Origin of the sequence: Steroidobacter flavus (assembly GCF_042651805.1) — a bacterium.
Classification (GTDB): Bacteria; Pseudomonadota; Gammaproteobacteria; order Steroidobacterales; family Steroidobacteraceae; genus Steroidobacter; species Steroidobacter flavus.
This window is the reverse complement of sequence record NZ_JBHSDU010000003.1, coordinates 2,678,154-2,691,116: the sequence shown is the minus strand read 5'-3', so window position 1 is coordinate 2,691,116 and position 12,963 is coordinate 2,678,154. Positions and strand designations below refer to the sequence as shown.

10 protein-coding genes are annotated in these 12,963 nt (G+C 61.9%); 1 reads left to right on the top strand and 9 read right to left on the bottom strand.

Annotated elements, in window-relative coordinates; translation table 11 throughout:
• Positions 1-19: 19 nt before the first annotated feature.
• The 9 genes from ACFPN2_RS17315 to ACFPN2_RS17275 form a co-directional block, all read right to left on the bottom strand.
• Positions 20-2,680, bottom strand: coding sequence for a LuxR C-terminal-related transcriptional regulator (locus ACFPN2_RS17315; RefSeq protein ID WP_380598707.1), 2,661 nt, complete (start codon positions 2,678-2,680; stop codon positions 20-22).
• Between the two features lie 77 nt (positions 2,681-2,757).
• Positions 2,758-4,671 carry a glycoside hydrolase family 127 protein gene (locus ACFPN2_RS17310; protein ID WP_380598705.1) on the bottom strand — a complete coding sequence of 638 codons (1,914 nt, stop codon included), beginning with the start codon at positions 4,669-4,671 and terminating at the stop codon, positions 2,758-2,760.
• Positions 4,672-4,739: 68 nt separating this feature from the next.
• Positions 4,740-6,251, bottom strand: a complete 1,512-nt coding sequence (arfA, locus tag ACFPN2_RS17305; protein ID WP_380598703.1) for an arabinosylfuranosidase ArfA — start codon at positions 6,249-6,251, stop codon at positions 4,740-4,742.
• Between the two features lie 17 nt (positions 6,252-6,268).
• A complete protein-coding gene (locus ACFPN2_RS17300) occupies positions 6,269-7,576 on the bottom strand; it encodes an extracellular solute-binding protein (protein ID WP_380598701.1) in 1,308 nt (435 codons plus the stop codon).
• A complete protein-coding gene (locus ACFPN2_RS17295) occupies positions 7,573-8,421 on the bottom strand; it encodes a carbohydrate ABC transporter permease (RefSeq protein WP_380598699.1) in 849 nt (282 codons plus the stop codon). Before ACFPN2_RS17295 ends, ACFPN2_RS17300 begins: the two co-directional genes overlap by 4 nt.
• The gene (locus tag ACFPN2_RS17290) at positions 8,421-9,329 is read right to left on the bottom strand and encodes a carbohydrate ABC transporter permease (protein ID WP_380600157.1); all 909 of its coding nucleotides are present in this window, start codon (positions 9,327-9,329) and stop codon (positions 8,421-8,423) included. Before ACFPN2_RS17290 ends, ACFPN2_RS17295 begins: the two co-directional genes overlap by 1 nt.
• Positions 9,330-9,346: 17 nt before the next feature.
• Positions 9,347-9,637 carry a hypothetical protein gene (locus tag ACFPN2_RS17285; RefSeq protein WP_380598697.1) on the bottom strand — a complete coding sequence of 97 codons (291 nt, stop codon included), beginning with the start codon at positions 9,635-9,637 and terminating at the stop codon, positions 9,347-9,349.
• The gene (locus ACFPN2_RS17280) at positions 9,634-10,740 is read right to left on the bottom strand and encodes an ABC transporter ATP-binding protein (RefSeq protein ID WP_380598695.1); all 1,107 of its coding nucleotides are present in this window, start codon (positions 10,738-10,740) and stop codon (positions 9,634-9,636) included. The genes ACFPN2_RS17285 and ACFPN2_RS17280 overlap by 4 nt, the downstream gene beginning before the upstream one ends.
• Positions 10,741-10,774: 34 nt before the next feature.
• Positions 10,775-11,761, bottom strand: a complete 987-nt coding sequence (locus ACFPN2_RS17275) for an arabinan endo-1,5-alpha-L-arabinosidase (protein WP_380600155.1) — start codon at positions 11,759-11,761, stop codon at positions 10,775-10,777.
• 329 nt (positions 11,762-12,090) lie between these two features.
• On the opposite strand from ACFPN2_RS17275, the gene ACFPN2_RS17270 reads away from it, so the two are divergent.
• Entirely contained in the window at positions 12,091-12,870 is a 780-nt protein-coding gene (locus tag ACFPN2_RS17270; RefSeq protein WP_380598693.1) for a FadR/GntR family transcriptional regulator, read from the top strand.
• The last annotated feature ends 93 nt before the right edge of the window (positions 12,871-12,963 follow it).

Genomic DNA, 12,963 nt, shown 5'->3' with positions numbered 1-12,963 from the left:
GTGACGGCGGGTAGGGTCGCTATGAATGCAGTGCGCGCACCGCTTCGGCGCGCGACGTGACACCGAGCTTGGCGAAGATGTTCTTCAAATGGAATTTCACGGTGTTATCCGACACCTGCAGTGCCCGGGCGATGGCCTTGTTGGTCAGTCCTTGCGCCAGCAAACGCAACACCGCCTGCTCGCGCTCGCTCAACCCCTCGGCCTCTGCGTCGGCCGCCCGCTGCTGCCAATCAGCCACGATAGAACCGATGAACACATCCCGCACGCGAGGCAAGCGCGCCTCGGCATCGGAAATTGTCTGCGCTTTTGCCAGCGGCAAGAGTGCCGGCCCCAGATCGCGAAACAACTGGCGCTGGCCTTCGAACATCGCGAGGCTGATGGCGGCATCGAAATCCCGTCGCGCGTTCCAATGCTCGCCGAGTGTGTGCAGAGCCAGCGCCCGCACGGTCAATGCTTCGGTATGAACGCGCCAATGACCCGAGGAACGAGTCGCATCGATCAAGGGAGCGAGCGTAGCCAATGCCGCCCGTGCCTGCCCTCGCTGCATCTCGATCTGCGCCAGAGCGAGTTGCCGACGGAATCGAACCCGTGGCGACTGACCGACGGCCAACCGAGCGCGCGTCGCTGCTTCCAACTGTGTGACGATGGGAGTATCGATCTCGCCGCCAATCGTCCGCTCGCGCAACTCCAGCATGTCCGCGAATTCTTCCAGTCGCCCGATGTCTCGCGTTGCCGCGGTTGCCCGCACCCTCCGTACAAGAGCGAGCGCCGCGTCGAGACCAGCACGTCTGCGCGCCATGGCCGCAGCCACGTCATAGCTTCGAGATAGCAACTCGTACCAGCTCTCGCCCTGCTCCATCGCGGCCAACGCGGGTGACAGCAATGCTTCGGACTCTTCCACATCGCCCTTCTCATACAACGCCACGGCCAGCATGCAAGCCGCGACAGCTTCGGTTTCCGTATTCGGGCCCGTGGTATCGCGCGCCAGGTGCCAGGCCTGTCGGAGCAGGGACTCGGCATCGCGCAGGCGCCCGCCTTCCAAGAGCGCACAGCTCTGGTGAACGTAAACAAACACCTCGCCGAAGATCGAGCTTTGACTGCGATAGTGACGAACGGCATCGTCCCCCACCGCGAGCGCGGCGGACAGATCGCCCGCCTCGAAATACATGGCGCAAAGAATATTGCCGTACGTCGCGTGCAGTACGTGCTGATCCTGCGGCAACAGTGCAACCCGTTCCGACAATGCGGCGCATTCGCTGAGCGACACCGGCGCATCTTCGTAACGAGCGACGCAGGCTTCGATGATTGCGGCGTCGTATTCCATCAACGGGTCGAGCGACGCATGCAAGTCGAGCCGTGACATCTCCTTGCGCGCCTCGGTGACTTTCCCTTGCTTGCCCAGCATCAAAATCGAGGCAAGGTGCGAACGAGGAAACTTTCTCAGTACGCTGACCGGGATTCGAGTGAGCGCGTTGCGCGCCAGACCGATGTTACCTGTCACCACGAGCCACCAGCCGCCCGCGCGCTCGAACAAGCCGGCGAGCAATGCTTCATCGCCGGTCGCGATGGCATGACGAACCGCTTCGGCATGCAGGCCTGCGTCGAAGAACCACTCGGCGGCGGCACGATGCAGCGATATTTCATCCCCCGCGGCGTCGCTACGCAGCTCTGCGAGTGCCGTGTCGCTCAGCAACCGGTGATAACGAAGCCAGCGTTCGCCACCGTCCCAATGGCTTACCAAAAGATCCTTGCGCTCCAGCGCCGCGATGACGGCATCGACGTTTTCGTCAGGGCATAGCGCTGCCGCCAGATCGCGGGAGAAACGATCGACGACACAGGTTCGTCGCAGGAACTCGCGCTGCTTCGGCTCCAGGCTGCGGAGAATCTGTTCAGTGAGATAGCCGCGCAGATCGGCGCCCGGATTGGCCAGCGCGGCCAGCACTCGTTCAGTATCCCAGCCGGCGCCCAGCCATTGACGCACCGTGGCCACGGCGATTGCCCAGCCGTCCGCGCCGACTGCAAGACGATTCAACTCTTCGTCGCTCAACGTGGCGACGCCGGGATTGAGCAACCGACGTGTCTCCTCGTCGGTGAAGCGCAACTCGTCAGCGCTGATTTCCAACCGACCCTCGGCGCTTCGGGCTGCCGCGTTCGGCAGTGCCGGTCGCAAGCGACCAGCGACCACAAAGCTGATTCGGGTCGCGAGGGTGTCGATGAGCTTCGCCAACGCCACGCCGACCAGGTCCACCCGCGAGCGATGGGCCGCGAGACGATGATAGTCGTCGATGATCACGACCGTCCGGGCGGTCGAGCGCTCGATCGCTCCCGTCAAAGCGGCGACGATTGACGTGACTGGAACTTCCGGGAACCCGCGCGCCGCCGCAGGACCGAGATGGCCGACCTCGATGCCGCTCGCCTCAAGCGCGGCCGTGAGATAGGCGAGAAATTGCAGTGGTTCAGCATCGTCCTCGTCGACGGACAGCCAGGCGACGCGGACGTTTTGATTGCGCAGACAGCGCGCCCACTCGGCGAGCAGACTGGTCTTCCCGAAGCCCGCCGGCGCATGGACCAATGTCAGACGCGACTTGAGCACCGCAGGCAGCCGCTTGCGCAGGCGATGCCTGGGAATGAGCCGATCCGTTGGCGCGGGCGGTTCGAGCTTGGTGCGGATCAGCCACATGGCGCGGTAAGTAATACCGCAACCACGGGCCAAAATCGATATGGGCCCCGGCCGCCTTGTTCCGTTGTCTCTAGCTGTTACTCGCCGGCGGTCGCCTGCTTGGCCGGCGTGGTCTTCCAATACACGGTGTAACGGTCGTAGTCGATCTCGTGGAACGGCCGGAGCGTCACTTCCTTCCGTGGCTGACTGGTCGTTAGCTTGAATGCGAGCGTGTCGCCGGCCACGCGACGCAGACTCGCCGCCAGCTGCTGTGGATTCCCAGCCAGCGCCGGCACCTCGATCGATTCAGCTTTGAGATTCGCCTGCTGTTCCTTCGCGTACGGCACCGTCGGTCCGGCCGGTGCGGGACCGAGATCGCCCGCCAGCACGACCGGTCCGTACACGAACGCAAACCGATCGTTCGACCCATGCAGCGGCTCGGTGCGGACCGAGGTCGGAATGGCCACCTCGATCACATCGCCCTTCTTCCATTCCCTCTGCACGGTCGCGTACGAGCCCGGCTTCGCCTCGACCGCCACCGCCTTGCCATTCAAGGTCAGCGTGGCGTTGCCGGAGGCCCAGGCCGGCACGCGAACTCGCAACGACAGCGGCGCGGTCGGCGCCTGCTTCACCGTCAGCGACGTGCGGTTGTCGTTCGGATACAGCGTCGTCTGCTGCAACTCCAGCCCGCGCTCCTTCCAATGCAGCACCGACGGAATAAACAAGTTCACATACAGCGCGTCGGCCGCGTGGAAATAAATCGCCGCGCCGTACTTGCTGTGATTCTCCATGCCGCTGCCAACGCAGCACCAGAACGAATCGTGCGGCGTGCTGTAGGTCTTGAAGTGCCCCGGCTTGAGCGACATGAAATACGTGAACATGCCCTGCTTCGGCTCTTGTGAAGCAAGGATGTGGTTGTACAGCGCGCGTTCCTCGAAGTCGGCGTACTCGACCTGCGGCTGCCAGCCGAACAACCGCTCCGTGAGTCGAAGCATGTTGTAGGTGTTGCAGGTCTCCGCAGTCGCCGCGCTCAGATGCTCGGACGCTGAGTTCGGCGAGAAGAAGAACTCGCCGTCGCTGTTGCCACCAATCGCCCACGAATGGTTGTGGACGACGGTCTTCCAGAAGTTCTCGGCGATCGGTCGACCCTCCGACTGATTCGCCACTTCATAACCGCGCGCGGCCCCGATGACTTTCGGGATCTGCGTGTTCGCGTGCTTGCCCGGCAGCTCATCTCTGCCCGCCAGCAATGGATCGAGAATGGCCCGGTGCTCGAAACGCTGCGCCGTCTTCAAGTAGCGCTCGTCTTTGGTCAATCCATAAATATCGAACAGCACTTCGCGCATGCCGCCGTGCTCGACTTGCAACATCGTTTGCTGCTGCTCCGGTGTGAGGCCGGCCGTGATGTCGTCCACCCAGTTCGCCAGCTTCAAGGTCACGTCTTTCGCTTGCGCACTTTCGCCGAGCGTCCACGCATCTCTCAAACCGGCGAGCACCTTGTGCTGCGTGTACCAGGGCACCCACGCGCCATCTTTGAACGTGAACGCGTCCTTGACCTCCACGTTCCCCTGCTTGAAGCCACGCATGGTCTTCAGCTCCAGCTCGGGGAGCGCGCCGATATAGCCATCGCCATAAGCACGCTGCGCTTCGGCCATCTCGCCGATGATGTAGTCGAGACGCTTCTTGAAGCGCGGGTCGTGCGTCGACGCGTACTGCTGTGACAGTGCCGTCAGATAGTGCCCGAGCGTGTGGCCGGCAATGCCTTGCGACTCCCAGCCGCCATACAACTCGCCTTTCGGTTTGAGGCCAGCGTACTTGCGCGTGTTATGCAGCAGGCGATCCGCATCGAGACTGAGCAGATACTCGGCATTGCGTTCCATCGCTTGCTTGAACGGACTGTCGAGCAACTCGACGTCGCCCAGACCGAAGGTCTTGACCGTTGGCGTTGCGGCTTCGACCGCCAGGCTGGCCATCGCTAGAGATCCCAACAATATGAATCGCAGCATCTGCATGAGCGCTCCCTATCGAAGCGGCCTTGGCCGCTCTCGACCGATCAAGCTTTCGACGAAACAAGGACTCCTTACGCTGGCGTCGTCACGATGACGTTCCAGGACAGCGGCTTCAACTTCGCGCTGACCACGCCCTTGTTGATGGAAACATCGGTGCGCTCTTTCGGCGCGACCGCGTTGGGCGCCGACTTGCTGTTGACGGCCTTGATGTCGCTGTGATGCAGCTCGCTGGCAATCGACACCTTGCGACCGTCGCCCAAGCCGCGCAGCTCCACGTCCAACTGCATCTCCTCCGTCGCACTCCGATTCAGCGCGAGGATTGTCACCGTGCCCGTCGCTTCGTCGTGAATCACACTCGACAGCAGCAGCGACGCATTCGGATGCGTCTTGGTCGAGAACGTTTCCGACTGCACCTTCGCACGCAACACCTGCCCACGCGCGTGACGTGACGCCTGCGCGAACGGATGGAAAATCGTCTGGCGCCACGCCGCGCCGCCGGTCTCGGTCATGATCGGGCCGATGACATTGACGAGCTGCGCGATGCACGCCGCTTTGACGCGATCCGCGTTGTTGATCATGGTGATCAACGCACCGCCGACGACGAGCGCATCTTCGAAGTTGTAGATCTCTTCGATCAGCGGCGGCGCCTTCGGCCAGCCGGGCTTGCGCAGGTCGGACGGCGAGTGGGCCTTGTACCAAACATTCCACTCGTCCAGCGACAGCATGATGCGCTTCGGCGAGCGACGCTTCGCAGCCACCGCGTCGGCGATCGCGGCGACTTCCTTGATGAAGGAGTCGAGGTCTTCGATGACAGTGAAGAAGTCCTTGATATCGTTGCTGTCGTTGCGGAAGTACGCGTGCAGCGAGATGAAATCCACGTCGTTGAAGCAGTGATCGAGCACCTCGTATTCCCACGACGCGTAAGTCGGCATCGCACGCTGTGACGACCCGCACGCAGCAAGCTGCAGATCGCCGTCGACCCATCGCATCACCTTCGCGGTCTCCTTCGCGACGCGGCCGTATTCCTGCGCCGTCTTTTGACAGATCTGCCACGGACCATCCATTTCATTGCCCAGACACCAGAACTTGATGCCGTGAGGCTTCTCGTAACCGTGTTCGCGACGCAGATCCGAATAATGTGTGCCGCCGGGGTGATTGCAGTACTCGAGCAGGTGACGCGCCTCATCCGGACCGCGCGTGCCGAGGTTCACGGCAAACATCGGCTCGACATTGGCCGTGCGACACCAGGTGATGAACTCGTTCGTGCCGAACTCATTGGTCTCAGTCGAGCCCCAGGCGAGATCGAGGCGCGTCGGACGCTGGTCCTTCGGACCGACGCCGTCTTCCCAGTTGTAGCCCGACAAAAAATTGCCGCCGGGATAGCGAACGATCGTGGGACCGAGCTCGCGCGTCAGTTCCAGCACGTCCTGACGAAAGCCGTCTTTGTCCGCGGTCGGGTGGCCGGGCTCGTAAATGCCGCCGTACACACAGCGGCCCATGTGCTCGACGAAGGTGCCGAACACGCGGCGATCCAGTTCGGAGATGACGAAGTCGCGGTCGACGACAATGCGTGAAGTGAGCATGACGATGATCCAGTGAGCTAGAGAAGATGAAAAAGCAGGTCGTTGACGCGATGCTCGGCATCCGCCAGCGCGGCGTCGACGGTTTTATGGCCGGTAATGGCCGCAGCCATTTCCTCGCCGATGATGTCTTGCACGGGGAACTGTCGTTGCACGGCCGATGGCAGCGGCATGCCCGTCGTGGAGATCTTCGCGATCTCGCTACGATGAGGCAGCGCGTTGAAACGCTCGCTCTCGATGACTGCTTTGTAGGCTGGGAGATGGCCGGTGCGCGACCACTCAAAGTCGTGATCTGCGAGAAACTTCAGCAAGCGGAAGACTGCGTCACGCTGTTGAGGCGTGCGGTCTCTCGCCGGCATCACCCAGGCGTGACCGTCGATGAAGGTCGCATCACGCGCATAGAGCTGCGGCCACGGCATGACCGCATAGCCATTGGATAACGGCCGATCGGTCTTGCGTGACTCCGCATCGAAGTCGCCGATCATCCACGTGCCCACGAGATACACGCCGCCGGCACCATTTATGAACCCGTTGGTGGCGGCCGCGTAGTCCTGGTTCTTCGTGGTGAGGTCTTCCACGTAGATCTGCCGGAACATCTCGACGACTTGTTTTGCTTCCGGCGACTGCAGCTTCACCTTCTGTGGTTCAGCGAAGAAACTGACGCTCTGTTGCATCAACAGCGTATAGAGGTTGCGCGTGTAAGCGGCGCGCTCGTTCGAAAGCGCCTGCACGAAATAGGGTTTGCCGGTGGCTTGTTTGAATTGCCGGGCTTGGGCCAACAACTCTTCGGGACTGCGCGGCAGGATCGGCTTGCCGTCCTTCACGAGGCCGGCCTGTCGGAAGTAATTCATGTTGATGTGCCAGAGCGGCGCCCAGTTATCGATGGGCAAGCCGTAGATCTCACCCTGCTTGCTGACACTGGCGAGACTCGCCGCCGTGAATCCGTTCGGATCCACACCGACCGCGCGCAGATCCTCGCCCAGCGGCTCGAGCAACTTTCTGGATTGATAATCGGAAATCGCCGACAGATGCATCGTGACCAGATCCGGCGGATCGCCCGACGCCAGCTGCGCGGCCAGCTGGTTGTATCCAGGCCAGGCCACCGGGCTCACACGAACTTTCACATCGGGATTCTCGGCGCTGAACTTGTTGATCAGCGTCGTCATGATCCCGCACTCGCCTTCCGCGTTTTCCACGTCGGTGCGATTGCCGTATTCGGCCTTGCACGTGCCGAAGAATCGTTGAACGACGATTTCGTTTGGTGCCTGACGCACGCCGCAACTCGCAAGCACGACGCAGCTCAGCACTGTCGCCAGCACGCGCCTCATGCCGCCGCTCCGGACACTGCGCGCACGATGTACTTCTGGAAGAACATATAAACGATGAGGATGGGCAGACCGGCGAAGACCGCCTGCGCCATCAGGTAACCGAGGCCCGCCGACTCGGCGAAGTTCATCTGCGTCGACGCGATGCCCACGGTCAGCGTGTACATCTGCTCGTTGGTGCCCGACACCAGCGGCCACCAGTAGTCATTCCACGCGTGCAGGAACGTGAAGATGCCGAGCGTCGCTTGCGCCGGCAGCGTCATGGGCAACAACACGCGCCAGAAAATCTTGAAGCGAGATGCGTTGTCGAGCATCGCCGCCTCGTCGACTTCGGTGGGAATCGCCTTGAAATACTGAGTCATCAGGAACACGCCGAACGGCGCCGACATGCCTGGCAGCATCAGGCCCGCGTACGTGTTGTGCAGACTGAGATCGCTGAACAGCTGATGCCGTACCAGGATCACCGCCTGCTCGGGAATCGCCAGCCCGAACAGCACCAGCACGAAAATCACATTGCGCCCTGGGAATTCGAGACGCGCGAAGCCGTAGCCGGCCAGTGACGACAGCGCGAGCACCCCCAAGCTCATGCCCACTGACACGATGATGCTATTGAGCAGCCAGCGGAACACGCCCGAGCCGATCAGGATGTCGTAGTAATTTCGGAAGGTCCACGGCGCTTTCAGCACTGAGTTGGTATCGACCAGTAACTCGGCATTGGTTTTTAGTGACAAGCCGACCGCCCATAGCATGGGCAGGACCATCACGATGGCGAGCGCGATGGTCGCCGCGAGGATCACTCGATCGCCCAAGCCGCGACCGACGGCGCCCGATGACAGCTGCGTCGTCATCAGAACGCCTCCTTGCGACGCGCGACGAAGTACTGCGCCATCGCGGCGATCGCAATGAGACCGAACAGAATCTGGCCGGCGGCCACCGCGTAGCCCACGTCCCAGCGGGTGAAGCCCACTTCGAAGATGAAGAGGACCAGCGGCCGAGATGCGTTATTCGGTCCGCCCTGCGTCATCAGATACGCCTGACCGAACAGCTGAAACTGCAGGACTACCTCAATGATGATCACGAGCGCGAACGTGCGCCTTATTGACGGCAGCGTCACGTTCCACAGGGTTTTCCATCTGCCGGCGTTGTCGAGCGCCGCCGCTTCATACAACTCACGCGGCACCTGTTGGAGCGCCGCCAGGAACAGCATCATCGGGAGGCCGATACACCACCAGATTGTGGTGATCGCGATGGCCGGGAGTGCAAGATTGGCATCGCTGAGGAAGGCGACTGGGGCCTTACCGAACGCTTTCAATAGATTCGCCAGGAAGCCGCCGTCGGGTGCGAAGACCACTTTCCACAGCAACGTCACAATCGTCACCGACAACACCGACGACGAAAAGAACACGCCGCGCAGGAAGGCTGCAGTCCGCGTCGTGCGATTCAAGGCCAAGGCGAGACCGAGGCCGATGATCGCGAGCGCGGGCACGGTCAGCAGAATGAAATAGAAGGTGTTACCAACGGCGCCGATGAAGACCTTGTCGTTGGATAGACGGACAAAGTTCTCGAAGCCGACGAAGCGACTGCCACCGAAGAAATCCGCCTTGTGCAAGCTCAGCCAGAAACCGGCGAACAGCGGATACACTAGCAAAGTCACATACAAGAACAGGAATGGCGCCACGTACAGCAGATGACTCCAACGACTCTGCTGCGCCCCCGCCCTCGCGGGTTGAACGCGCGCCTTACTCAATTCGCTCAACTGACCAGCAGCAGCGCTCACATTGAACTCCCGCGCAGGGCTGCGCGGCGGCCGCGCGCCCGGACATTGCTTGGCTGACTGATGGCGCTCACGTCGAGCCCACTTTCCAGCGCTGCGTGATGACCGCGCGCCCGGAGATCGCTCGGCTGACTGATGGCGCTCACGTCGAGCCCACTTTCCGGCGCGGCGCGATGATCTCGGTCACTAACAAGGTCGATTGGTTGATTCGCGGTGCTCAAGTTCAGATCGAGCAGCGCGTGATGTCCCCTCGCCCGGCCGACATTGCTCGGCTGATCGGCGGTGCTCACGTCGAGCTCCCGTCCAGCACGGCGTGATGGCCCCGGTCCTGATCGTCGAACAGGTGCGCGCCGGCGCCGTCGAATTTCACGCCGACATTGTCGTTGAGCGCCACGCGACTGTTGCCTGCATCTTCGGCCACAACGGTCGTGCCATCGGCAAGCCGCACATAAATAAGTGTGCGATCGCCCAAGCGCTCAACGAACTGAGCGACGCCGACCGTCTCGCCCTGCCCGACCGGGCAGATGTCCAGCGACTCGGCCCGAATGCCCAGCTTGAATGACTGGGACATCGGCAACGACGCCTTATCGATACGCGTGGCCACAATCGCACCATCCGGCAACCGCGCCGACACAAACCCATTCGGCCCCTCACTCAACTCGACCGGCGAGAAATTCATCGCCGGCGTGCCGACGAAGCTCGCAACGAACGTGGTCGCGGGTCGCGAGTAGATTTCCATCGGCGTGCCGATCTGCTCGATCTTGCGGTTGTTCATCACGACGATGCGATGGGCGAGCGTCATCGCCTCGACCTGATCGTGCGTGACGAAAATCATTGCCGCATCGACACGCTGATGAAGCTGTGCAATCTCCAGCCGTGTACGCACGCGGAGGGCGGCATCCAGATTCGACAGCGGCTCATCGAACAAAAACAGATGCGGCTCTTTAACAATCGCGCGACCGATCGCAACCCGCTGTCGCTGACCGCCGGAAATCTGCCCCGGCTTCCGTTCCAACAGATGCGTGATCTCCAACATCTTCGCGGCCGCATCGACGCGCTTGTCGATCTCAGCCTCAGGCAGCTTCACGTTGCGCAGCCCGAACGACATGTTCTCGCGCACCGTCATGTGCGGATAAAGCGCGTAGTGCTGAAACACCATCGCAACCCGCCGCTCGCCCGGCGCGAGCTGATCGACACGACGGTCGCCGATCCAGATCTCGCCGGCATCGACGGACTCCAGGCCGGCGATCATGCGTAACAGCGTCGATTTGCCGCAGCCCGACGGACCCAGAAACACCATGAATTCATGCGGCCGGATGCTCAGCGACACGTTGTCGATGACCGTCGCGGCCCCGAAGGTCTTGGTGACGTTTTTGAGCTCGATGCCAGGCATGAGAAGTGACTAATAAATAATGACTAATGACGGGTCAGGAACGCACCGAAGGCCAACCGTCGGCGGTCCACTCGATCGTAGAAATCCGCAGCGTCGGACGACCATCGTGTTCGGCGTCGTAGGCGTGATAAACGAGATAATCGCGGTCGCCATCGCGCAAGACCGCCTGATGCCCGGGACCGCGAAAGCGACGATTGCCTTGAAGCACGACGGTCCCGTACCCATCCATTTGTGACTTACCATCCCGTCCAACATACGGGCCCGTCACATCGCGCGAACGACCGACGACGATGTAATAAGAACTGGCCGCCCCTCGACAGCAGTAATCGAACGACGAGAACAAATAGTAGTAACCGTTCCGCTCGATCATGAACGGCGCTTCAATTGCGCCCGGCGCATCCTCGGGCGCAGGCCGCCGCGCGAGGGAATATTTGCGCTGATCGTTGGGAAACGGCTTGCCGGTCTTCGGATCGAGCGGAAATAACTTGATGCCGCTCCAGAAACTGCCGAGACACAACCAGTGCTTGCCGTCGCGATCAATCAGATGATTCGAGTCGATGGCATTGAAGTCATCGCCGCGCGAGGACTTCACGACCAGGCCGCGATCCTCCCACTTGAAGTCCTTCGACGTGCGATCCAGCGTCTTGTTGGTCACGAGCCCGATCGCGGAATGATTCGAGCCGAAGGTCGAGCACGAGTAATAGAGGTGATACAGCCCGTTGAAGTACGAGATATCGGGCGCCCACGTGCCGCGAGTACCGGGCACCGCCTGCTGCGCCCACTTTGGAATCTCGTCGAACACGCGACCGTTGAGCGTCCAGTTCACCAGATCCTTGGACGTGCGCCACGGCAGCAGCCCGGTGGCATCCTGGGCCTGCCCGGTGCTGAAGACGTGATAGGTGTCGCCTTGCTTGATGATGCAGGGATCGTGAACAGGACTGAGGTCGCCAGCGAGTCGATCGTTGAGCGAGGTCGGGCTCTGATCGTCGGCACGGGCCCCAAGGCCGGCCGACAACCCCATGAACAGCGAAGCGCGGAGCAGATCGCGCCTGTGAATACTCACGTTCCGCACGTGAGCCTCGACCCGCCGTCGCAGCTGTGCATGAATCCCCCCGATAAATCACGATTGCCCGAGCCATATACTCAGACAATTTCATGGTAACGGCTTTCGATTTGTCAGGCAAATTGTCCCGGCCATTTTGCCGAGCCGCCCGCGCCAGACGCAATCGACGCGGGCATCACTCCATTTCAGTGCAGACCCTGCGAAATCCGCGTGCAGCGTGCGTAAACTACCGGCGTATGACGCGAGCGCAGGGCCCAGCCCGGCCGGCGTCTCGAGGGAAATCATCGATGTCGAGCAAAAAATCCGCGGCGGCGCGAGCCAATGCCCGAGCGCGACGCAAGTCGCTGCGGCTGCATGGAACCATCGCGCGTGACCTGGGGGTGCTGATCGTGTCAGGGCGCTACAAGCCCGGCGACATCCTCAATGGCGAGATCGACGCGAGCGATCGGCTGCAGGTCTCTCGCACCGCCTATCGAGAGGCGGTCCGGATTCTGGCCGCGAAAGGCCTGGTGGAGTCGCGCCCCAAGGTGGGCACGCGCGTCAGTCCGCAGGCCCGCTGGCACATGCTCGATCCGGATGTGCTGTCCTGGATTTTCGAGTTCGAGCCGGACGACACCCTGCTCGCCAACCTGTTCGAGCTGCGCAAGATCGTCGAGCCCGAAGCCGCCGCGCTGGCCGCCCTGCGCCGGAGCGATGAAGAGCTCGAAGCGATGGAGAAGGCGCTCGAAGGCATGGCCACGCACACGCTGGCCAGCGAAGCCGGCCGTCTTGCCGACCAGGAATTTCACTCGGCCATGCTCCGCGCGAGCGGCAATGCCTTCATCGTGTCGCTGACCAGCGGCGTGGGTGCCGCGGTGTCGTGGACCACCATCTTCAAGCAGCGGCACAACCCTCTGCGCCGCGACCCGATCCCGGATCACCAAAAGGTGTACGAGGCCGTCAAAGCCTCCGACCCGAAAGCCGCGCATGCCGCGATGTTGAACCTCGTCGAGCTCGCGCAGCTCGATACGGCCAACTCGCGCAAACCCAAGCCTGCGGCCAAAGCCGCGACTTCGGCCCGAGGCTAACCCCCGCCGTGCTCTTCCCCGGGCAGCCTAAATAGCTGCCCGGGCGATGGATTTTGCTTCCGCGCCCCCCACCTTTCGTTGCGCGGTCTTGTT